The sequence below is a fragment of the Paenibacillus sp. FSL K6-1558 genome, assembly GCF_038002565.1.
Lineage (GTDB): Bacteria > Bacillota > Bacilli > Paenibacillales > Paenibacillaceae > Paenibacillus > Paenibacillus polysaccharolyticus.
Genome location: NZ_JBBOCV010000001.1, coordinates 5665481 through 5688507, shown reverse-complemented (window position 1 = coordinate 5688507; position 23027 = coordinate 5665481). Strand labels below are relative to the sequence as shown.

Annotated in this window: 26 protein-coding genes; 4 read left to right on the top strand and 22 right to left on the bottom strand. The window is 47.7% G+C overall.

Features of this window, described 5'->3' with window-relative positions; genetic code table 11:
- Positions 1–117 precede the first annotated feature (117 nt).
- Entirely contained in the window at positions 118–1098 is a 981-nt protein-coding gene (locus MHI38_RS24770; RefSeq protein WP_154886931.1) for a type I phosphomannose isomerase catalytic subunit, read from the top strand.
- Between the two features lie 41 nt (positions 1099–1139).
- Complete coding sequence (locus MHI38_RS24765) at positions 1140–2159, top strand: alpha/beta fold hydrolase (protein WP_154886933.1); 1020 nt, start codon at positions 1140–1142, stop codon at positions 2157–2159.
- Between the two features lie 156 nt (positions 2160–2315).
- On the opposite strand, the gene odhB is transcribed toward MHI38_RS24765, so the two are convergent.
- The 7 genes from odhB to MHI38_RS24730 form a co-directional block, all read right to left on the bottom strand.
- Positions 2316–3581 (bottom strand): 2-oxoglutarate dehydrogenase complex dihydrolipoyllysine-residue succinyltransferase, encoded by a 1266-nt coding sequence (odhB, locus tag MHI38_RS24760; protein ID WP_154886935.1) that lies wholly within the window; start codon positions 3579–3581, stop codon positions 2316–2318.
- A 5-nt stretch (positions 3582–3586) separates the two neighbouring features.
- The gene (locus MHI38_RS24755; RefSeq protein WP_090922163.1) at positions 3587–6460 is read right to left on the bottom strand and encodes a 2-oxoglutarate dehydrogenase E1 component; all 2874 of its coding nucleotides are present in this window, start codon (positions 6458–6460) and stop codon (positions 3587–3589) included.
- Positions 6461–7070: 610 nt separating this feature from the next.
- Positions 7071–7514 (bottom strand): NUDIX domain-containing protein, encoded by a 444-nt coding sequence (locus tag MHI38_RS24750; RefSeq protein ID WP_154886937.1) that lies wholly within the window; start codon positions 7512–7514, stop codon positions 7071–7073.
- Positions 7515–7566: 52 nt separating this feature from the next.
- Positions 7567–8052: a GNAT family N-acetyltransferase gene (locus MHI38_RS24745; RefSeq protein WP_154886939.1), complete on the bottom strand. Its 486-nt coding sequence runs from the start codon at positions 8050–8052 to the stop codon at positions 7567–7569.
- Between the two features lie 152 nt (positions 8053–8204).
- Positions 8205–8381: a hypothetical protein gene (locus MHI38_RS24740; protein ID WP_186809568.1), complete on the bottom strand. Its 177-nt coding sequence runs from the start codon at positions 8379–8381 to the stop codon at positions 8205–8207.
- A gap of 187 nt (positions 8382–8568) precedes the next feature.
- Positions 8569–9051 (bottom strand): 8-oxo-dGTP diphosphatase, encoded by a 483-nt coding sequence (locus tag MHI38_RS24735; protein WP_090922157.1) that lies wholly within the window; start codon positions 9049–9051, stop codon positions 8569–8571.
- Positions 9052–9223: 172 nt separating this feature from the next.
- Positions 9224–10012 (bottom strand): DUF3891 family protein, encoded by a 789-nt coding sequence (locus MHI38_RS24730; RefSeq protein ID WP_154886941.1) that lies wholly within the window; start codon positions 10010–10012, stop codon positions 9224–9226.
- 228 nt (positions 10013–10240) lie between these two features.
- On the opposite strand from MHI38_RS24730, the gene coaA reads away from it, so the two are divergent.
- Both coaA and MHI38_RS24720 read left to right on the top strand, forming a co-directional pair.
- Positions 10241–11170 (top strand): type I pantothenate kinase, encoded by a 930-nt coding sequence (gene coaA, locus MHI38_RS24725; RefSeq protein ID WP_090922153.1) that lies wholly within the window; start codon positions 10241–10243, stop codon positions 11168–11170.
- Positions 11171–11195: 25 nt separating this feature from the next.
- Positions 11196–11558 (top strand): DUF423 domain-containing protein, encoded by a 363-nt coding sequence (locus MHI38_RS24720; RefSeq protein WP_090922151.1) that lies wholly within the window; start codon positions 11196–11198, stop codon positions 11556–11558.
- Positions 11559–11633: 75 nt separating this feature from the next.
- Here MHI38_RS24720 and MHI38_RS24715 read toward each other — a convergent pair whose 3' ends face one another.
- From MHI38_RS24715 to MHI38_RS24645, 15 genes are all read right to left on the bottom strand, one after another.
- Positions 11634–12209, bottom strand: coding sequence for a histidine phosphatase family protein (locus tag MHI38_RS24715; RefSeq protein ID WP_154886943.1), 576 nt, complete (start codon positions 12207–12209; stop codon positions 11634–11636).
- Positions 12210–12233: 24 nt separating this feature from the next.
- The gene (gene murI, locus MHI38_RS24710) at positions 12234–13031 is read right to left on the bottom strand and encodes a glutamate racemase (RefSeq protein WP_154886945.1); all 798 of its coding nucleotides are present in this window, start codon (positions 13029–13031) and stop codon (positions 12234–12236) included.
- Positions 13032–13112: 81 nt separating this feature from the next.
- Entirely contained in the window at positions 13113–13511 is a 399-nt protein-coding gene (locus MHI38_RS24705) for a hypothetical protein (protein ID WP_154886947.1), read from the bottom strand.
- Positions 13512–13523: 12 nt separating this feature from the next.
- Positions 13524–13976, bottom strand: coding sequence for a hypothetical protein (locus MHI38_RS24700; protein WP_154886949.1), 453 nt, complete (start codon positions 13974–13976; stop codon positions 13524–13526).
- Positions 13977–13993: 17 nt separating this feature from the next.
- On the bottom strand, positions 13994–14128 hold the full coding sequence (locus MHI38_RS24695) for a hypothetical protein (RefSeq protein ID WP_261769176.1): 135 nt from the start codon (positions 14126–14128) through the stop codon (positions 13994–13996).
- Positions 14129–14141: 13 nt separating this feature from the next.
- On the bottom strand, positions 14142–14510 hold the full coding sequence (locus MHI38_RS24690; RefSeq protein ID WP_090922141.1) for a hypothetical protein: 369 nt from the start codon (positions 14508–14510) through the stop codon (positions 14142–14144).
- A 70-nt stretch (positions 14511–14580) separates the two neighbouring features.
- Positions 14581–15459, bottom strand: coding sequence for a serine/threonine protein kinase (locus MHI38_RS24685; RefSeq protein ID WP_154886951.1), 879 nt, complete (start codon positions 15457–15459; stop codon positions 14581–14583).
- A gap of 24 nt (positions 15460–15483) precedes the next feature.
- A complete protein-coding gene (locus MHI38_RS24680) occupies positions 15484–16038 on the bottom strand; it encodes a GNAT family N-acetyltransferase (RefSeq protein ID WP_154886953.1) in 555 nt (184 codons plus the stop codon).
- Between the two features lie 102 nt (positions 16039–16140).
- Positions 16141–16293, bottom strand: coding sequence for a hypothetical protein (locus tag MHI38_RS24675; protein WP_167375768.1), 153 nt, complete (start codon positions 16291–16293; stop codon positions 16141–16143).
- 76 nt (positions 16294–16369) lie between these two features.
- Positions 16370–17377, bottom strand: a complete 1008-nt coding sequence (locus tag MHI38_RS24670) for an SDR family oxidoreductase (RefSeq protein ID WP_261769177.1) — start codon at positions 17375–17377, stop codon at positions 16370–16372.
- A gap of 38 nt (positions 17378–17415) precedes the next feature.
- The gene (locus tag MHI38_RS24665) at positions 17416–18735 is read right to left on the bottom strand and encodes a F390 synthetase-related protein (protein WP_154886956.1); all 1320 of its coding nucleotides are present in this window, start codon (positions 18733–18735) and stop codon (positions 17416–17418) included.
- On the bottom strand, positions 18732–19616 hold the full coding sequence (locus MHI38_RS24660) for an MBL fold metallo-hydrolase (protein ID WP_154886958.1): 885 nt from the start codon (positions 19614–19616) through the stop codon (positions 18732–18734). The genes MHI38_RS24665 and MHI38_RS24660 overlap by 4 nt, the downstream gene beginning before the upstream one ends.
- A complete protein-coding gene (locus MHI38_RS24655; RefSeq protein ID WP_154886960.1) occupies positions 19616–20605 on the bottom strand; it encodes an NAD-dependent epimerase/dehydratase family protein in 990 nt (329 codons plus the stop codon). The genes MHI38_RS24660 and MHI38_RS24655 overlap by 1 nt, the downstream gene beginning before the upstream one ends.
- The gene (locus MHI38_RS24650; protein WP_154886962.1) at positions 20602–21843 is read right to left on the bottom strand and encodes an ATP-grasp domain-containing protein; all 1242 of its coding nucleotides are present in this window, start codon (positions 21841–21843) and stop codon (positions 20602–20604) included. Before MHI38_RS24650 ends, MHI38_RS24655 begins: the two co-directional genes overlap by 4 nt.
- Entirely contained in the window at positions 21833–22834 is a 1002-nt protein-coding gene (locus tag MHI38_RS24645; RefSeq protein WP_154886963.1) for a beta-ketoacyl-ACP synthase III, read from the bottom strand. The genes MHI38_RS24650 and MHI38_RS24645 overlap by 11 nt, the downstream gene beginning before the upstream one ends.
- Positions 22835–23027: the final 193 nt, after the last annotated feature.

The window sequence follows — 23027 nt, the reverse complement described above, 5'->3', positions numbered from 1 at the left end:
CTACATGGTGCAACTGTATTCTGCACATGTTCATCTACATCTGCATATGCCGATCGTTAGAGGGGCCTGAACTGGTTAAAGCGAATCACCATTTCATATACTAGAGGAGAGATATCCATGTCTACGCCATACCCGCTTCAATTCCAACCCGAATTCAAAGAACGTGTGTGGGGAGGCCGAGCGCTCGAGCAATTTGGCCTAACACCCCCTGAAGGACATATTGGTGAAGGCTGGATGATTGCAGATCACGCCAATGGTACGACCAAGGTAATAAATGGACCACTCGCTGGCAAAGGACTTGATGAGGTTCGTGAACAACTCGGAACATCCTGGCTGGGAACCAAAGGCGTTTCTGAAAAAGGCGGACGCTTTCCTCTGTTAATCAAACTGCTTGATTGTAACGATGACCTATCCGTTCAGGTTCATCCTACAGATGATTACAAGGCTCTTCCTCCAGGTGAACTGGGTAAAACCGAAATGTGGTACGTACTCGACGCCAAACCCGGCGCCCATATTATTTACGGTCTTAATGAAGGTGTAGATCGAGAAGAGCTGAGAAAGGCCCTGGAGAATGGCACCGTTATGGACACTCTTCGTCAAGTACCTGTGGAAGCCGGAGATACATTCTTTATCCCTGCAGGAACGGTGCACGCTCTCTGCGCAGGTGTTGTTGTAGCAGAAATACAACAAAATTCAGATACAACGTACCGGATCTATGATTACAACCGACCTGGACTGGACGGCAAGCCACGTGAACTACATGTAGAAGATTCCTTAAATGTCACGGCCTATGAAGGCGCCGGAGCCACAACAATGAAAACCAGCAATACAGTACCTGGTGAATGGCTCCAGCTTGCTTCTTGTCCTTACTTTGTAGTAGAGAAAGGCGTGGTGACTGAACGTTGGGATTTATCTACGACACCGGACAGCTTTACCATTCTTGTTGTATGTGAAGGTGAGGGTGCGCTTGAATGGAGTGGTTCTGAGGAAGGCGAGCAGCTGACATTGAAAGCAGGTCAATGTTATCTTTTGCCGGCTAATCTGGGTAACTATACATTAAGTGGCAATACAACCGTTCTTCGATCCTATCTTCCTTAAGTTTTAGTCAACGATAACCTGTGAAGGAGGAATTACACGAGATGCAGGAATCTACCTTTACGCTGATGGGCAATGAAGGTACCCGTGTTCATGTATACTGCTGGCTTCCCGATCTGGACGAACACATTCAAGGCGTTGTACAGATCGCGCATGGAATGGGCGAAACCGCAGCGCGTTATGCCGAATTTGCGGGTTATCTTACGAAACACGGCTTTGCTGTGTATGCTAATGACCATCGGGGTCATGGCAGAACGGTGGAGAGCACCGAAGCACTGGGTGATGCAGGTGTGGACGCATTTCGCTGGATGGCTAAAGATATGGTCAATCTGGGCGAGCTAGTTGCCAAAGAACATCCAGATGTCCCTCTGTTCCTTATGGGGCACAGTATGGGTTCTTTTTTGGTACAGCACCTCATGTATGCGGGACATGAGAGATACTACGCGTTTGTGCTGTCCGGTACAAACGGCAAACGAGGCTTGCTTCGGTTTGGAGAAAAACTGGCTCTACTCCAGTGCGGCATTCAAGGTGACAATCATCGAAGCCTGTTACTGAATGCCATTGTATTTGGCGGATTTAACCGCGCTTTCCGGCCAGCCACAACCCCCTTTGACTGGTTATCTCGTGACCGGCAGGAAGTACAGCGATTCATCGATGACCCAATGTGTGGAGCGATATGTACCGCTGGTTTTTTTCGAGATTTCTTTAAACTGTTACTCGAAATCCATCTTCCTCAGCATATGGAACGTATCCCGAAACACAAGCCGGTTCTTCTGTTCTCTGGTGAACTAGATCCTGTCGGACTTCGGGGCAAAGGTGTGCTTAACCTATACTCTCAGTATCAGAAGCTTGGACTTCAAGATGTAGAATATCATCTTTATCCAGGCGGACGGCATGAGATGCTCCATGAGACCAATCGTAACGAAGTGGCTCATGATGTCCTGAGTTGGTTAAAACGTCATATGCCGACAATCGAGCAGCAACATACACAAAATAGTAGTCAACAAGATGCCGATACCGTTCCGTCTTTTGAAATTCAATCGAATCAGACGGCTTTGATGTAAGAAATCTATTTCTGATTCTATTCCGATTCAAATGTGAGCAAAAACCCCCTGAACGAGCACAGTATGTAATGTGCTCATTCAGGGGGTTTTATTCTAGTGAAGTATCTCAGATTTCATAGGATGAGAAATAAAGTCCAATGCTAATCTCAGAAGTCATTAACCTTCAATCAACAATGATTCTGGATCTTCAAGCAATTCTTTGACAGTCACCAGAAATCGTACGGCTTCGCTTCCATCAATAATCCGGTGATCGTAGGACAAGGCGATGTACATCATTGGACGGTTTTCCATCCGTTCAGCATCAATCGCTACCGGACGAAGCTGAATTTTGTGCATCCCGAGAATACCTACCTGAGGAGTATTCAAGATTGGTGTAGACAATAGGGAGCCAAAGGTTCCGCCATTCGTAATCGTAAAGGTTCCGCCTTGCAGATCAGACAATGCCAGCGTATTCGAACGCGCTTTGGACGCCAGATCTGCAATGCTTCTTTCGATTTCGGCAAAGCCCAGACGGTCAGCATCACGTACAACCGGAACAACCAGACCTTCTTTGGCAGATACCGCAATACCGATATCGTAGAATTTTTTCAACACAACGTCTTCGCCATCAATCTCTGCGTTAATCGTTGGGAATTTTTTAAGTGCACCGACAACCGCTTTGGTAAAGAAAGACATGAAGCCCAGGTTAATATCATGCTTCTCTTTGAACTTGTCCTTCCGACGTTTACGAACGTCCATGATCGCTGTCATGTCAACCTCATTGAACGTGGTCAACATCGCTGCGGTCTGCTGTGCTTCAACCAAACGCTTCGCAATGGTTGCCCGGCGACGGGACATACGCTGACGCTCTACAGGCTTGGCAAAAGTTGCGCCGCTGGCTGCTGGAGCACTAGGTGCGGAAGCAGGAGCTTTAGCTGCTGGTGGTGCCACTGGAGTGGACGGCTGACTTCCATGGCTTTTCACATCATCCTGATACACGCGGCCAATCGGATCTTTGCTCTGTACTTGATCCAACTCAATCCCACGCTCACGAGCAAGCTTGCGTGCAGAAGGAGACGCTGTTTTGTTGCTATCGGATGACTCTGGTGGTGCCGCAACAGCAGCCGGTGCTACTGGAGCTGGTGCAGAAGCGGGTTTGGATTCAGCCGCTGCCGGTTCGGAAGCAGCCGGAGCGTTTCCGCCCCCTGCTCCTGCCGAAAGTGTACCGATCGTTTCACCGATAACTACCGTCTCGCCTTCTTGACGAATGATTTTCTCGAGCACACCGCTCTCCTCAGCACTGATCTCGATGTTGACTTTATCGGTCTCCAGTTCAAGCAGAACATCACCCTGATTAACGGTGTCTCCTTCTTTGACCATCCATCTGGATACCGTTCCCTCAGTTATTGACTCACCCATTGCAGGTACTTTAATTTCACTCACAGCTGTTACCTCCCCAGTGGAATATTATTCTTCGCCGTTTGTTTCAACGCTGCTGTAATAATCAATTGTTGCTCCATGCTATGCACAAGCTGGTAACCGCTGGAAGGACTTGCATGTTCCGGACGGCCTTCATATCTCACGGTAGTGCCTTCAGGCGCGATCTCGCGAAGACGAGGCTCCATATATGTCCATGCACCCATGTTTTTGTTCTCTTCCTGCACCCATACCAGCTCTTTTAATTGGCTGAAACGTGCGAGTACACGTTTGATCTCTTCTGCTGGGAACGGATAGAGTTGCTCGACACGAATAATGTGAAGCCAGGAATAATCGCCCTTCTCCTTTTCAATCGCATCTTCCAGATCAATAGCAACTTTACCGCTGCACAAAATAATGCGTTCTACCCGATCCGGTTTTGTGCCCAGACCTGGTTGCTCCAGCACAAGTTCGAATTTACCTTCACTAAATTCCACAGCTGGTGATGCAACACGCGGATTACGAATCAAGCTTTTGGGTGACATCATCACAAGTGGGCGTGCATCTTCTGTCTCGGTTAAAGAAGCTTGACGACGCAACAGGTGGAAGTACTGTGAAGCACTCGACAGATTAACCACAGTCATATTGTCTTCCGCACACAATTGCAGGAAACGTTCCAGACGTGCGCTCGTATGTTCTGGCCCTTGTCCTTCGTTAGCGTGTGGCAACAACATGACCAGACTCGATTTTTGAGACCATTTTGCACGCCCTGCTGATATGAACTGGTCGAAAATGACCTGTGCACAGTTTGCAAAATCACCGAATTGTGCTTCCCAGATCACGAGTGTATCTGGTGAGTACACATTGTATCCATATTCAAATCCAACGACAGACTCTTCTGACAATGGGCTATTATAGATCGCAAACGATGCTTTTGCTTGTGGCAGATGATGCAACGGACAGAATTTATCACCATTCGTAGCATCATGCAACACAAGGTTACGATGAGCGAAGGTTGCACGCTCGGCATCTTGACCACTGATTCGGATCGGCTTGCCATCTGCCAATATCGTCGCAAATGCGAGCGTTTCTGCAAGGCTCCAGTCTACTTTTTCCCCTTCATTAAGAGCCGTACTCCGGCGTTGCAAAATCCGTTGCAATTTTGGATAAACATTAAAAGTCTCTGGCCATTTCAGAAGATCGGCATTAATGCTGCGCAATTGCTCCAAAGGCACCGCTGTTGGCGTAATTGTGACTGCCTCGGACTCACTGATGTTGCGCTGATAGTATTCATGCACTTCATTTTTCTTCATCTGATCATAGGCTTCTTTTAAGCGATCTGCTACGCCATCACGTACACTCGCGATGAATGCATCATCAATGACCGATTCCTTCTTAAGCATATCCTGATACAGATGACTGACTGTTGGGTGATTCTTCACTTTGTCATACACGAGCGGCTGCGTCGTTTCGGGATCATCTGTTTCGTTATGACCATAACGACGATATCCGATAAGGTCAATCAGGAAATCCTTCTTGAAACGGTTGCGATATTCCGCTGCCATGCGAATTGCCGCAATACAAGCATCTGGGTTATCTGCGTTGACATGCACAATCGGAATCTCATAACCTTTGGCAAGGTCACTCGCATAATAAGTTGAACGTGAGTCACTGCTGTCCGTAGTGAACCCAAGACGGTTGTTCACAATGATGTGAATCGTTCCGCCATTCTGGTATCCTGGCAATGCCTTGAAGTTCAGCGTTTCGGCCACAATACCTTCTCCCGGGAATGCCGCATCCCCGTGCATCAGAATGGTCGCTGCTTTGGTTACATCCTGCTTCGGATAACCTGGTTCACGGCGATCATCTTGAGCTGCACGTGCAAAACCTTGCACAACCGGATTGACGTATTCCAGATGGCTAGGGTTGTTGGCGAGTGTCAGGCGAGCCTGTACAGTCTCCCCGTCTTTTACAAAACGGTTCGCGCCCATATGGTATTTGACATCCCCCGTCCAACCATAATTGATTCCGGTTGAACCTTCTGATGGAACCAAGTCTTTGTTCGGGGCATGATGGAATTCAGAGAAAATTTTGCTGTACGGCTTGCCCAGGACATGAGCGAGCACGTTCAGACGTCCGCGGTGAGCCATCCCCATCAAAATATGACTGGAGCCTGCTTCTGCCATAAGGCGGACTGCTTCATCCAGCATAGGAACAAGTACATCGTTCCCTTCAATGGAGAAACGTTTCTGTCCAACAAACGTTTTGTGCAGGAAATCTTCAAATTGCTCAGCTTCAACCAAACGTTCCAACAACGCTGTACGTTCTTGTTGCGTAAGCGGGGCCGGGGATGTGCGGGATTCCGCACGACGGTTCAACCACTCGCGTTCTTGTACTTCATGCACATGGCTGAATTCGTAAGCGATCGGACCTGTATAGATTTGACGAAGACGTTGAATTGCATCCCAGCCAGTCGTTGTCTGACCGTCTGCACCTTCCCAGATCAGGGACGCAGGCAGTGCTTTCAAATCTTCCTCATTTAATTGAAAATGCTTAGGCTCCAGCAAAGACGTATCTGTTGCTTCACTGATTCCAAGTGGATCAATATCTGCAGCCAGATGGCCATACGTACGGATGTTCCATACAAGCTTGCCTGCTGTAACCGCTTTCTGCAATAGTTGAATATCTACATTTCCAGAAGCAACTTGACCATTCCCGCTATTCGAAAGAGTCTCTGCACCCTTGCCAGACATTGGCGGTGCTCCCCATTGCTCGAACAATTCACGATAGGCCGGTGTCACTGCACCTGGATCTTGGGTGAATAATTCATACTGTTCTTGTACGTATCCCATATTGGGACCATAGTAACTCTCCCAGGGTTTCATGTTGCCTTTCTCGATCGTCATCGACGTTCCCTCCGTCTTGATTTTGTCATAGGGTTTGACGGAAATCATTGAATAAGCTGTAATTCGCGTTCGTTCAACATTTTAAGCGAAATTTTTCATGAAGTCCAATCATCGTGCTGTTCGTGGTAATAACGTTGTTCCGACGCTCCCGTCAAAGGTTTGTCTGCGTTTTCAAAATCAAAGTAATACAATGATTAGTTCTACCGTCGCACAGATGTCGAATAATGTCCTGATCCGTTCGAAGGTTATACGTTCTTCCCCGTTTCCAAAGAAGTTCGTGTTCTAATCTCTATTCTATAAACTTTTACGCTCAGGAGCATTTCCTATTTTTAGCTCAATTGATGCATAAATTAGATGAATCGAATAATTGGTGCAATTCAAGGCAAGCCAGAAACGCTGGATTCGGCCAAATCCAGATCTGATGTCCGTATATACCTCCTTAATAAGAATTGTGGTCCATTCTGTCCAAAAACAAACCGTCCATTTAAACATTAACCAATTCAAATGTCATTCAACAAGAAATTGGATTTTTCAGAATGAATCCTGACAATATACAACATAGAATAAAGCCGCTCGAATGCAAATCCCGGCGGCTTCCTGACTGATGGTCCTATCTTTCCTTCTGGGAAAGATTCATCATATATTGTGCAAAGGGCGTTAATTGCAGATCTTTCACTTGCTCTAATGTAAACCACGCTGCTCCCAGCGAGTCTTCACCATCAGGATTTCTTTTGATCTGTTCCAGCGGATTGTCGTTCTGTCCGATGATAACATCGTATAAAATACCGATATGGTGTACTTCCTCAGGTTCACCCCTGTACTCCCAATTCACAACAACGGATTGTGAAGAACGAATGGACCATTGCAAAGGAATGATCCCTGTTTCCTCTTCAAACTCTCGTTTCAATGCAGTTTCCGGTGACTCCCCGAATTCCATTCTTCCACCGGGCAAATCCCATTTTCCGTAGTATGGCCCACGAGCCTTCTGGATCAGCAGATAGAATTGTTCCCACACAGCCAGTCCATATACACCAACATGCGTATGCGTGTTCACATTTGCGCCCTACCTTCCCTTACTTCGAAATTTCAGTTTCTTCACTTCTGCTCTACTTCTTCTCCTCGTCTGCTATGTCATTCAGGTCAACGGACAGGCGAATCATATCTACACAGCGGATGCCGTCCTCGATTATCTCTTCCTCATAATGTCTCACAAAAAAGTCCCGGTCCACGCCGGTTATCCGAAATCCACAGCGCTGGTACAGCTTCAATTGATGAAAGCTTGAATTGCCCGTTCCGATCTCCAATATACGACAACCTAGCCTTCTTGCCGCCTCCATCGCTTCCTTAATCATGTGTTTGCCAACACCCTGTCCTTGCAGTTCCTCCTGTACCGCGATGTTCACAATCTCTGCTGTCTCCGGACGAGTCTTAAGTAATACAAACTCTCCTACCATCTCTCCTTCATACTCTGCTATAAAACAAACACCTCTGCTGAGATATTCGTCTACAATCGTTTTTGAAGGATCTGCCATCAATAAAAGTTCATACGGTTTTTCTTCATCCCAGTCCAATATTCGGAACGACAAGTTCATGCCAATCCCCCACCTTTTCACATCCATATTATTCTTTTCCATGCCGTTTGCAGAAGCCTATGTATGGCAAATCTACAAATTACTCATTTTGAAGCTCCCAGTCTCCTCATGATCCTGTTATTCCTGATGTTTCTGCTGTCTCGAAATCTATGTTAGTCGTTCTGTTTGTTGTCTATGTGTCCTGCTTGATTGGAGTAATGGCGAATGGACATCCCCGTCGATCTCTGCATTCCTTGTTTTTCATAAAACGTCTGGACATCTGGATCACACCCTCCAGTTAATTGCTCACTACCAATTCCATCCAGCTTATCTCGAAATACGATTCCCATCGCTTACACCTCCAAAACAAAGTAAATTCCATTATATCATAATATCTGGAACTAAATATATAGATATGGATATGATGTGATCGTTGCTATTCAATCAGGTTCAAATGCTCATGAATTAATTGTAATCCAATACATATTCTCTGCACGATAGACCTCTTCTTTCACCTTATCCCAGGCATTTTGAATTCTAATCACTATATGTCTTGAACGTCTCTTGCAAGGTTCGTCCGCTCGACTTCTCCCAGACTACACTTCGTTCAAATGTACCTGAGTTAAAAAATCGCGGGAACCGCTCTGCAAACCAGTCTTGCATCGGCAATTCCAATGCCTGTTTCAAGGGTACCCATACTAACTCCCCCTCCGGCGGGTCGGTAAGAAGTTCGCCTTCATATGAAGTTACCAGATAGTTAAACACCATATATCTTAACCCTTGCTCAGGATCACAGAACTCATCCAGCCCTTTATATGTAATTTGCTTGGCCCAAAGTCCTGTCTCTTCACGAACCTCACGGATCGCCCCGTCCACGATACTTTCGGGGAACTCCACTTTACCGCCAGGAGCAATGTACCCCGGGAACCCTTTATGGCTCGGCCGGTTCATCAGCAAAACCTGATCGCTAACCGGGTTCCACACCATACTCATCGTGTAAATCTCAACCTGATAATTCATGTTCAGCCTCCCAAGATGCGCTTTTCTTACGTTTTACTAAACATTTCTGGAGATCATACGTTTATTCCTGCTAGACTTTGTTCCATATCAAAGACGGACGCCCGTAATATCAGATGCCCGCCTTTTGATCACGTATATTTGTAGTATTTCGATAAACTAGGTGTATGCATGCTTAGGATACAGCTGTAATCCATATCTGGCGTTTCTTCCAGTCCGCCCGGCGATATGCTTGTAACATCCCAAACTTGCGAATGCTGGCCTTGGGTATCACTTTATAAGACATCGTCACTTCGAACTCCTCATCAAATGGGAAAAAGGATAAAGCCACCTTTTCACCTGACACCCACTCGACTTGGACATTGGAACTTGGACAGGTGTCAAAACCACAGCCGAGCCCTTCTGCAAAAAAATCATAACGCGCCGTAGGTGTGCCTGGCTCTTCCATACATAAAAAGAGACTAAGCTGGTCACAGAACAGCATGATCTCTACATCGTTTTTCAGCTGCTCTTCCAGTTCTGAAGCATTAACGCCCAGTTCTTTCTTCCAACTCTCCTGCTGTAGTTGCTCTTCTTGCAAATACTGCCTGATGTCATCATCATCCTCAGAATTTGCCCCCAGCGTTTTTTGAAACAACTCTGTATACATCAGGCTACATAGTAAACCCGCATAAGGATTCTGCTGCCTTACTTCTTCGATTCCCTTGCGGTAAAACACAAAACGCGGTCTCAGCGGGAAATCACGAAAGGAGTACGGAATTTGACTATAATCGTTCCATAAAGGAGCGGCATCCAAGTCAATCCAACCCCGGTCATGCTCCTTCGCCGCGAGAATCAGGTCATCCCGATGCGAGCCATGAGGAAGCCACTTCTTTTTCCAATGTGAAGCCATATCTCCAGCGACAATTCCATGCTCATGTTGTGCGGTCAAAACAAAATCATGCTCTCTCTCATATACGATCATTTGCTGTCACCCTTCCGCATGGTTTACGTTTACATTTACGTTGACTTTAACATAATTTGGGTTACACTTTCTTATAAGCTGCCTTCCACCCTACAGTTAAGCTACCTTATAAAGGTATTTATAACATTTCGGATTAAGCAGAGCATGTAAAGGTGTTGTCAGTTCGCTGAAATTTGGTACACTAATGATTGTGTCTTCGATTACATTACATACAGAAAGCGGGATCTCATGAATTTATACTCACCTTACATCGAGTTTAACCGCAAAGAATGGGCCGGACTCAAAGAACATCAGGTCACTCTTCCGCTGACGGAAGCTGAACTGGAACAATTAAAGGGCTTGAACGAAGAAGTATCCATTCAGGAAGTTGAGGATGTTTATTTGCCCCTAACCCACTTCATTGACCTATATGCAAGAGCATCAAGAGAGCTTGATCGCCTAACGGCCTCTTTTATGAAAAAAGAAACGCTTCATACCCCCTATATTATCGGGATCGGGGGCAGTGTTGCCGTGGGAAAAAGCACAGCAGCCCGCTTGCTCCAGGCGTTGCTTGCCAGAGGCAAAAACAAACCCAAGGTTGATCTGGTCACCACGGACGGCTTTTTATATCCCAATGCGGTGTTGCAAGAAAAAGGCATCATGAACCGTAAAGGTTTTCCTGAAAGTTATGATATTAAATCACTCATTAAGTTTATGGGCGATGTAAAATCAGGCAAGCCTGAGGTACAAGCACCGGTTTATTCACATCTGGCCTACGACGTAATCCAGGGGGAAGAGAAAACGATCTGCCAGCCGGATATTCTGATTATTGAAGGCATCAACGTATTACAAGTGAAGCGGGAGACTCCATTACTTGTAAGTGATTTCTTTGACTTCTCCATCTACATTGATGCAGAGGAAGAACACATTCGTCACTGGTACGTCGAACGTTTCAAGTTGCTCCGTCAAACCGCTTTTCAGAACAAGGATTCCTTCTTCCATCAGCGGTTCGCCAATATTAACGAAGAGGAAACCATTGAGACAGCCAATCAGATCTGGCAGGACATTAACGCGAAAAATCTGCATGAAAACATTTTACCAACCAAAGGACGTGCACGGTTAATTCTGAAAAAAGAAGCCGATCACTCCATTCAGCAGATTCAATTGCGCAAGTTGTAACCTGATTAAAAGGAGTGAAAATAACATGCAAACCCTCGTGGTTCTCGGCAGCATTATGATGTTTCTGGCCGTTGCACTCGGTGCCTTCGGGGCACATGCGCTCAAACGCAAGTTATCCGCTGACATGATCAAAATCTATGAGACCGGTGTCCAGTATCATATTGCTCACGGACTCGGCATCATCCTGCTTGGACTGTTCGCAGACAGATTAACCTCTACATCCCTTGTTGTGACCTCGGGATGGCTCTTGTTTGCCGGAATCATCCTGTTCTCAGGAAGTCTCTATACATTGAGTGTTACAGGTGTTCGCAAGTGGGGAGCCGTCACACCCATAGGTGGTGTAGCCTTCCTTGCCGGCTGGATAACATTGCTGTTCGCAGCTCTTTAAGAAAAACAAACGCGTAACAAATATATGGAGTGTCCTGGCTGAATGAACATGCGATGCCGGGATGCTCTTTTTTGTTCAATCCAGCCACAGTCTGGAAATGGCAGGTTGTTTCCCCTCCTCATATTCCTCTTCACTCGTAGACTCCTGCTCCCGTTTTAGAACATATACATCAGGATTCGAAAGCTTGGCCCACTCCGCATAACCAAAGGATGGATCATAATAACGAATGATTAGGGACAACAGGTTGCCATGCGTAACAACAGCTCCATGACGCTCCGGTCTGCGCCAACATTCCTTCAGCAGCGCCAAAGCTCTGGCAGCTGCGACTCTGGAAGATTCTCCGCCCTCTGCTGCCCAATCTTCATCCTCATATGTACGTTTAAGCACATCCATCCAGTCTGGCAGATCCCTTGTACTCAGCACTCTTTCCTGCAAGCGCTCATCGGTATGAATGTGCTGCTCTATCGCTGCACCCAAAGGCATTACAGTCTGTACCGCTCTTTTCCATGGACTGGATACGATATAAGAGATTCCATGACCAGACAATACATCTGCCAATTTTTCAGCCTGACTGCATCCCTCATCCGTCAGACTTGCGTATGGCTCCTGTCCTTCGGCTTTTGCGTGACGTATCAGGTAAATCGACTCCATTACTGACACCTCCCATAGTCTAGTCTACAGTACGTTGTCGCTTAGATATTGAAGTGCTGCACGCATCTTATTATGATCTTCCGTTCGACCCGATGAACTGAAAAAGGACACATTCCCTGCCTGCACCCGCCCCGTGTTTCCAGCTTGCTGCTGTGCACCAAGTTCAAGTCTTTGACTCAAATGACTTACCGTACCCACGCTACCATCAACAATCCGAATATGATCTGGTAACACCTTGCGCAGAATAGCTGTATAGAACGGGTAATGCGTACAGCCCATCACCACGGTACCGTATTGTTCCAGGTCCAGGCCTGCTAGCTTGGAGCGGAAGTATGCTGTTATTTTGACCGGATCAAACTCCAGCTGCTCACACCACTCCACCAATTCAGGCAGCGCAAGGGAATCGACCCGATGCTCATCATCCACACGAGAGACCAATTCGTTATACTTCGTTTGACTCAGTGTCAAAGCCGTAGCAAACACTAGCACGCGCTTGCCGTTGTCCCTATTCATCTCGACGGCCGGTTTGACCGCCGGTTCCATACCGATAATAGGAATGTCATACATGGAACGCAGATCATTCACCGCTAAGCTGGTTGCCGTATTACACGCAATCACGATTGCATCTACTTGTTCCCGTACAATCGCCTCCACGCAAGCAAAAATATAACGACGAACCTCGTCCGCCGGCTTGGTTCCATAAGGGACATGTAATGTATCTGCATAATATAAATAGGATTCTTCCGGAAACTGCTGCAAAGCGGTATGCAGTACCGTTAATCCACCGATGCCTGAATCAAAAAAAGCAATCTTTTTCGTCAAAGATGTCACCTCTATAACGTATTCTTTCGGTTCTGCGGACCGTAAATGTACTGCTCATGCTGACTGGAGGTGAAGGTTATCTTAGTCGGATTGATCTGCTGCGATCATGTTATATTGCCTCAACCAGTCTTTACCACTGTTCCAGTCTTGCACTGGATTATCTTCTCCCAATAATTCAGCACTGGCCCGAGCCATGATCCACTCTTTCAAACCATTATCCGGGCTGGAACCAAGTTGATTTAACAAGAAATTCAGACCTTCTGATCCCGTTTGTAGAATAGCTTCATATACGTCCCGATGGCCTGCAATATAATCATTCGGGTTACTGCTGGCAGCCAGAACAGGCTCGTTGACCATCGTATTCAAACTTTGTTTAATCGTTTCTTCTGCGGAAAGGTTATCCGCTGTAACAGTACATGCAGATAAGGCTAGCGCTGTGCATAAGGAGAATAAGCTCGTCATAAGCCATCTATGTTTCATTACAGCCCCCCACTATAGAAGGTTTTCTTCGAATAGAGAATTTCCTTGTACCATCCAGTATCGTTCCTTCTCTGGTACCCTCTCCAAAAACTCCTTGTAACTCCCGATCCAGCCATCCGGCATGTAATGCTCAAAGGAGGCAGGCTCCGGGAACATCGAGAAGAATAGCCGCTTATCGAAATCGACAAGAAAGGACGGCACATACTTCAGCCATTCATCACCGACAAGATGGGCTTCACGAAAATGATGAAGCGCACTCCTCAGTTCAGCCGCGCTTACCTGCTCCTCCTGAATGGCTTGTAAGAACACAGCCGCCGTCTCCTCATTCAATACATCGATACCAAACCGTTCTTCCATCTCTATATTTAAAAACCAATACTCCCGTTCGGTGACGTACCAGCGCCACACGCCCTGAAACCAAACGCCAACAATGGTATTTTCGGCATAGACAGGTTCTGTTTTCATCGCTCTATCTCCTGGCGCTAATTCTGTCCTTGCTTCACTGCAAAGGTAATACATGCCGCAAAGCTGTCATCATAATTATACTCGTCCCGATAAATACGGATATGCGCTTCAATGACATATTCTAGGTCTTTTTGTATGAAAGTACGAATCATACGATTTGCTCTCCTATTCCATCCAACGATGAAGTAACTTTTCTCCTTCACTTCTCCGGCCAGCAGCCTGCTGCTCCAAAAATTCGGGAACTTCTCGCAGTTCAGTTGGACGATATCCGGCTCCGCATCCACAGTTATGATAAGTAACACCATTCTGATATAACGTCATGACTTTGGTCCACTGTTTGATATCCGTTTGCTTGGGTGCTTGAAAATCATGCCCCATATTCACCATAACCTCCGCACATTGTGGACATTTATGTTCAAGTCGCGCTGCGGTTTCCTTACTTAGATCATACGGCGATACTTGTTTATAAGACTTACGGCAGTTAAAGCATGCATATATTTCTTTATACGGTCCAGACATGGCATATCGGCACATCTTCCATCAAGCCTCCTTGTCATTTTCCATTATACGGGTTTTTATACATGGTTACGAATCTACTTTTACTTCACTTGTACATAACCTCTTTCCAAGCCAAGCCCAAATCCGCCACAGAAGTGAATCGCTGGAACCGATCCGGATTTACCGCACGAAGGGCAACTTCATATAGTGCTTCTCCGGCATCCCAGCGTTTCTGGGAGCGATCAAGTTCTCCCCCAAGCAGTGCAAAGGCCATAGCGCCCATGTTAAACACATTCGTGACAGCATCTATTGACGCACCAAGTTCAAATTCCTCCGGAGACATAAAGCGGGATGAACCCCACATCCGTCCCATCGTATTCGTGAATGCACCTGCACGATATAGATCAATATCACAGATGTGAATCTCTTCCGCTGCAAAATCATAAATCAAACTGCCATCGTAGAAGTCTACAGCCACATACCCTTTGCGCTCCGCTTCAATATGAAAGTCCAGAATGCGCTCCATGGCTTGAATTCGCCTCTGTACCGGAAGTTGTCTGAACTGAACATAAGGTGAGCGTGGATCTTCGTACTTGGCTGGAGGCGGGAAAGACCAGTGCGAATGCAGACACTCTCCCTCCACCCAATCGAACACACAAGCGTAACCGTTGTCAGTCGCAAAATGGTCTATTAACCGAATCAGACTATCGTGTGCCAGATCTTCATAGATCAAGACGGAAGACTGCAAATGACGTATTGCTTCCTCCGGGTCTGCCATATCATTGGCCTGAACAGTACGTGCCCCCGCATACTTCACAAATTGCTTTTGACCATCCTCCTGCACCAAACCGAATGAAATATTGCCGGAGTCCTGCTGATCAAATACACAGAAGACAGTACCCAGCGGAGTCAGCCAATCGAAGGCATGTTTTTCTTTTAACATAAATGATACACCATCTATTTCATGAACAACCCGATCGGTCATAGAATTCCTCCTCTTGCCTATAAATTAGATGTTTTTATCTACACTTCTGTTGTAAAAATACGTCATGTGCGCTTCATCATACCCTTGGCCGCCCACTTCTAGCGCATTGCGTTCGATGCCGTAGGTTTCAAATCCATGCCGCTCATACAACCGTTTTGCTGAACTATTTGTAGTCACTACACTTAGATTAACCTGCTTCATAGTCTCCAGATGTTTACCCCGTTCCAGAACCTCGGATAACAGCTGGGAAGCCAGTCCATTCCCCCGATGAGCTGGTGATACATAGACACCCCAGATGAATCCTTTGTGCCTGAGCTTTAGACCATATTCTCTTTTGAAACCCATCATGCCCGCAAGCATGCCATCAGGTGTGAATGCACCAAGAATGTAATCATCAGGCTCATTATGTATTCGCTCTTTCACCTCACTGATGGATAACTGGCTGGACAACTCGTATGAAGCGCCAAAGGCTTCGGGATGCGTCCGTAGCGCTTCAAGCCGCAGAGGCCAGTACAGATCCGATTCGTCCCGTTGAATATTACGTAGCATATACCTTTCTTTGAAAGCATCTGAACTCATCCCTCATCCACTCCTTACATGTCAAGAAATATCAGGTCAATCATAATACAATCACTTTCTTACTCTGGAACACCCTTATTCAGTTTATCCTTTCTGCTTCGCCTACCGATCTCGGCTCTGGTTCTGGCTGTCGCGCCGATCACGGTCACGTCCCATCGCTTCCTGAACCCGGTCACGGGCCGGGAGTTTGCTGTTGATATGCAGGAGTAGTCCTGTAATGATCATGAGCAACGCAATGACAATCACTTCAAACATTGATCAGACCTCCATTTCCACTTGGAAAAGATGATGATTCTGCTTCATGTATGGTCGTATAATCACTTATTCCCCACTATTGCAGACCACGGGCAATCAGCCACTCCAGCCATTTCCACGGCAACAACGCCTTTGCAATAATAAGAACCCGTGAACCTTTGCCCAGTGCATAGCGCAATTTTGGTGCACGCATGCGCGCAATACGTCCGATCAGATCAGCGACCTCTTGCGGATCAGGAGCAGTCTCACTGGCATGTTTCGAATAACGCAGAACCGCATCCAGCTTATGTTTATAAGCTGAGTCCTCACTCCGGTGAATCTCACCGAGACCTTTGTTCCAGATGGGCGTGCGATAGGCTCCTGGCTCCACCAATACGACCCGCATTCCAAATGAAGACATCTCATGGCGCAGACTTTCTGTGAATCCTTCCACAGCAAATTTTGAGGCAGCGTATGGGGCATATCCCGGAAAACCGGATAGGCCGCTTACACTCGAAAGATTAACAATCAGCCCGCGTTTCTGTTGACGCATGACAGGCAGAACCGCTCGCGTCACCGCGATAAGCCCGAACAGGTTCGTTTCCATCTGGCGTCGCCAGTCCTCCATCGACACTTCCTCAATAAATCCGCCTACAGCAAAACCCGCATTATTCACCAGCACATCGATTTGTCCATATCGCTGAAGCACCGTATCCACAGCGGTATGCACAGATTCCGAATCTGTCACATCAAGCTGTACATAATGAATCCGCTCGGTCACTCCTGCTTCCTCGGCACGATTCGCAAGTTCTCCCTTGCGACTTAGATCACGCATTGTAGCCATAACACGATACCCTTGCTTGGCAAGAGTGATGGCAGTCAGCATCCCAAATCCGCTGGAGGTACCTGTAATGAGAGCTACAGGAGGAGGTTGTTGCCCCGGCTGGCCTGATCTGGTTACATTTGCATGAGCTGATTGAAGTAATTCCGTTGTTTTTTCCGGTCCTGATGTAACCTTGCCATCCACAGGTTTTGGCGAATCCTCTCCTATTTTATAAGCCCACGCGGTCACATTATCACCTACTTTCATGATCGTTCGATTCAATTTTAACTAGTACATGTAGACTCTGCGTTGAACCTCAATTAATCCAACCGTCTCTCCACCCGTCGCAACTTCGTGATCCCTGCTTCAAACGTATACGGCACAAATTGAACCTCAGGTAGCACACATTGCAGTCGAACTGCCAATTTCCCTAACTCTTGCAACACAGCGGCCTGCGCCTGCTCCTGACCCTCTTCCTCGCTGACCCGCATTGACACCTCCAGCATCCCACTGCCACGTTGCACCACACGATAATGCTGAATAGCCGGTGAAGCCGCAATCACGGCACGACTGATAAAATCCGGAAAAACCGAAACAGCCTTTTCCTCATAGGTATGCGAAAAATAAAGCGTATCATCACAGCGGCCTTCAATCCGCTCGATGGCAGTGAACAACGAACCACAGGCGCACGGCGCTGCTGCCTCGGTTAAAATATCATTCAGCCGATACCGGATAATCGGCTGCGACGTTCGGGAAAAGTCTGTGATCATAGGCACGAACCGCCGGGTTGCAGGATCAATGTACTCTTTTTCAATATACACAATGTCTTCATTCAGATGTATCGTTCCGTGCTCGCACGTCGCTCCCAAAAAGCCTTCTGTACACTGGTACACTTGATGAACTGTCTGACCGAAGACATGCTCCAGCACCTTACGATCCAGAGGGTCAAGCACCTCGGCTACGGAAATAATTTTCTGAGGCACATGTGTTAGACGTCCTTGCTGATAAGCATCAGCCAGTATACGAAGCATGGAAGGAGGAGCCACCCACACCGTAGGCTGGTATTCTTTCATACGTTCAATCAGGACATCCACACGCTCCAGCAGGTCAAAATATTGGAATTTCAGCTTGCCACGCTTGACCGATTCGTACAGATTGCTATTCGCCCGCAGGAAGAACGCGATCTTCGCGGGTTTCCATAGTCCGCCTGGTAGCAGTTTGGCCAGCACGGTGCCCGTCCACGCGTCCTGCTCCCGATCACTTACCAGAAAAATGCCTCGATTACCCGATGTACCCGAAGATAACCCTACCGTGACGCCTTGAATGGAGGATTGCTTGAAGTTACGGGTATCCTCACTTTCTCCAGCGAGGATCAGGGCCTCTTCCTTCGTAATACCTACCGTGTTCAGCGTATCGAAATGCTGCATCATTACCGTTTTATCGATCTGCGGGAACTGTTTCCACTCGGATGCGTTCAGGTCTCCCCACCACTTTTGGTAAAACGGAGACTGTGCCCGTATCCGCTCCACATGCCGAATGATTCGGCGTTCCTGCCAAAGTTCAAGCTGTGCCCTGGTACGCCATCTTCGCAAGCCACGTGCAAGTGCATAATGAGTAACGATACGAACAGGATTGCTCATCGTTCCGTCCCTCCTGTGCCCCATGCGCTCAGCGCCTCTTGGCAATGACTCGGCACGATGCGAAGCCGAGGGAACTGTTGATGCAGGTGAACCAGCTTGTCAAAGTTCTGTCTGTACTCCTGCCGGTCTGACATAATAATACCTGCCAGTGCATGAGGTCTGCGCTGTTCACGGAAAGCCCGGCTTGACCATACTGCATCTGCACATAAAAAATAATCATGTTGTTCTGTCCGCAGCAATAAACCCATCATGCCTTCCGCATGACCCGATACATCCACGCCGAGCAGGCTGCCATCTCCAAAAAGATCGTATACCTCTTGCCAAGGAAACTCTGCCAGGGCTTCAATCCCTGTATTCTCCCACATTTCCCTCCATCGCTTGGCAGGTTCGTTCACGGGCAGTGACCGCTGGATAAAGTCGTCAGGTAGCAGCCCAGCCAGAAAACCGGCCCTCACCGCCGCAATTGAACCAAGAGAACGAACCGCCTCATAGGCTCTCGGCAAATAAATAAACTGAGCCTCCGGGAAGTCCTTGGCACCTGCAATGTGATCCCCGTGGAAATGCGAAAGAATAACATAACGGATATCTGATGGCACCAGCCCGATCTGCTTCAGAAAATGGACGGCACTGTCTTCTTCCCGAAATACAACGGGCGTGATATGACGATATAATGCGTTCGGAAGTCGAGCGGTCTCTTTAAAAAAACGGGAACTATACCCTGTATCCAGTAATATCGGGCCATGATCGGGATGGAGAATACAAGCGAATCCTGCCGGGAAACGAACCGGCCGGATGCTTCCTCCCCGTAACGTAAGGAACTCTGGATGAGTACAGTAACCCGCTGCGCCTAAATATAATTTTACCGGCTTCGTTGTTAACATTATTCACTCCTCCACCAATCTGCAAATTGTCGCAAACCCGCTTCAATGGACACCCGCGGTACATATCCTAGCTGCGCCTTAGCATCGGTAATATCCAACGTTTGCGGCACACCCAAAGATCCAACGGTGTATCTGGTCAGTAACGGCTCTCCCAGAGCAGGGATGAATCGATGCACACCTTCCAGCATACTGGCCACTCCATAGGCCACTCGATAAGGAATATTCAGACGCCGCAGCGGCATGTCTAACATGTCAAAAAGAGTCCCGACCAACTCTGCAAATGGTCTCGGGTCTGCGTTCGAAATATTGTAGGCTCTCCCAAGCGCATCATCAGAAGCATCACTGCACAATAACAGCGCATCCACCACATTATCTACGCACGTCAGATCAATCAGCGCCTGTCCACCATCAATCATCGGTACTCCCCGCTTGGCATTCGCTGCAACAATCCGCGGGAAAAGCGTTTGGTCATACGGGCCAAAAATGGCTCGCGGGCGAATCATAATCGATGGCAATCCGTTACGATGTGCCTCCATCACAATGTCTTCAGCCATACGTTTGGTAGCCGCATAATGATTGGCCGATTTAGCCGGCAGCAGGTCATGTTCATGAACTTCATAACGCGGTATGTAGTTAAAATAAATACTCGGCGTGGAAACATGCACGAACCGCTGCACCTGATGGCGTAGAGAATGATCAATCAGATTTTGCGTTCCCTGCACATTACTGCTGTAGAAATCCTGATATTTCCCCCAAGGTGAGGATAAGGCCGCACAGTGGAACACGATATCCTGACTTGTACATGCTGCATCTACAATCTGGACATCTCGAATATCTCCCCTGATAAAGCGAACTCCAGCCGCTTCAAGCACACTGCCGATCTCTTGCTGTCGCCCCATGCCTGTCACTTCCCAGCCTTCTGCTGCAAGCCTTATCGCCAGATGTCTACCCAGACAACCTGTAGCCCCGGTCACTAATGCTCTCTTCATCGTTGTTCACCGTTCCATTCTATGTCATGAGTCAATGCTTCCGTCAGCGTAATCTGCTGTGAACGTGCAAGACGCCAGGCAGTAAGTACGACCGCAAATTGTTCAAAAAAAGGCCGCCGATCCTGCCGCACATACACCACATCCCTGGCACCCTGCCAAGCCGTCCTCCAAGCTCGCAGGCTACCTCTGCTGCTATGAATCTGCCGGATACCACTTCCCAGCATGGGCAATGCTAACATCGCCTTATCATTACCTAACCTCGGTGTCACTTCGATCCCTTCGCTAAGTACCACTTCAGGTTCAAGCAATGCACGCACCAAGTCGTTACCAGGATGAAATAGATGAATGCCACTGGTTGCCCTCGGGTTACACTCAATCGCAGACACCTGACCCGTCACGTCTTCGATAAAATCAAATCCAATCTGTCCGCTGAAACCCGTCGCGCGTACAAAGTGTTCTACCCACGCGTGTGTGCCCTCATGTTGCACCTGTTCAAAAAAAACACTCGCGCCTACACTGCCCGTACGATATCGGCTGTCGTAGGTGGCATGCGCAATCAAATGGCCTTCATGCACTACACTGTATGTGCACAATCCTCGTCCATGAATGTACCGCTGCGCCACCCAAGGTGAGGCAGGAGACAACGTATCTTCGCCCGGTGGATCGTTGTACCCAAGTTTCGGCATACGTACTTTGGCCGCAAAACGGGAATAGACCGGTTTCCAGACCCACTCTCCCTTTAAAACCTGATGCATCTCCAGCCACTCCTGCGGAGTTTGAATCAGATGTGTATCCGGAACCGGAAGCCCCATAGACTTGGCAAGCCTATTAAAATCATACTTATGATGCAGAACGTGCAACTGCTCCAGACTGGAAACAAGAACACGACAACGCTGTCTTAAGCGTTCAGCCCCACCAGCCACATAAAACACTTCTTCGCACATCGGAATCAGCACATCGATCTGCCATATCTTAACCCAATGTTCCAGTGCCGACAGGTACTTCTCCGTATGGTGACGTGGCGATGGAACAAGTACGCATTGCTCCACCGCACTAGACGTTCTGCACAGATGATGTTCCATACTCTCCGCAATAAATACAAGGTGACCTGACCGATGCAACATACGCGCCAAATCCAGCGTAACCGGAGCTCTTCCTCCGGTAAGGAGTACCCTGTATGTATGACCCGCTTGTCCATGAAGCACACGTTGGTCACGTCGTGCAAATCTAGTAGTCAAAGATCAGTCCTCCCAAAGACAGCCCAGCCGCCGTTCCGATCATCAATACCCGATCACCACGCTCTATTCGTTGCTGACGAATCGCCTCATGCAATCCCATCGGAATGGAGGCCGCAATCGTATTACCATGACCTCGTGTAATATCCATGAACCGTTCTGCCGGAATTCCAAGCTTCTTGCGAATCAGGCGCATCGCCATTGCACTGCCCTGATGAGGAATGACCAGAGAGATATCCTCCATGTGATTCCCGGAAGCTTGAAGCATCTCATTCATAAACCCGGGTAACAGCTTGGACGCCATGCGAAAAATCGCCTGTCCATCCATATGAAAGAGGAATGGATCTGGATGCGCTACATCATACTGGGCCGCATGATGCCGCGTGCCTCCGCCTGCAATCTCCGAAAACCGTGCCCCGCGGCTATAGGTTCGCAGCGATGCATGAACGATCTGTGACCCGGATTCCTCAGATGCTCGCTCAATGATGACTGCCGCCGCGCCATCACCAAACAAGGCAGCACTTTCAGGATCTTTCCAGTTTAATCCTGCTGAAGCAATCTCGGTAGCTACGAGCAATACACGCTGGTAACGTCCAGCGTCTACCATATAAGAGAGGACATCAAGTCCGTTCAGGAAACTCAGACAAGTCGCATCCATATCAAAGGCAGGAACACCTGATTCTTCCTGTCCCATGGCCTGCTGGATAAAGACGGCTGTGCTTGGCAACGGCTGTTCTTTCGTACCGCTGGTGCATACCAAACAATCGATCTCACCAAAAGACAGCCCTGCATCGGCCAGAGCTGCTTCTGCCGCTCTTGCACCCATATAGGAAGAAGTCTCCTCGTCCGAAGCATAATAACGATAGCCGACGCCCGTCGCTTTGCTGACCCAGCCTGCGGGCACATGTAATCGCTCATCCAACTCTTCGTCTGTCACCTTCATCTGAGGCAGGTATTTTCCTGTACCTGCGATTCTTACTCTTCTAAGCTGCATATGCCCAACCTCTTCTCTTTCATGCGTGTTATGTAAATTTCGTGATATTACCCATTAAACGAATATACCTGCAACTGAATAATAGTGATAATGAAAAAGAATATTTGAAGCAGCCTGATGATCGATCCCGAGCCTAAATATCATCGAAATAGACGGAAGGGCAGATTGCTCTGCCCTCCCATTCACATATTAA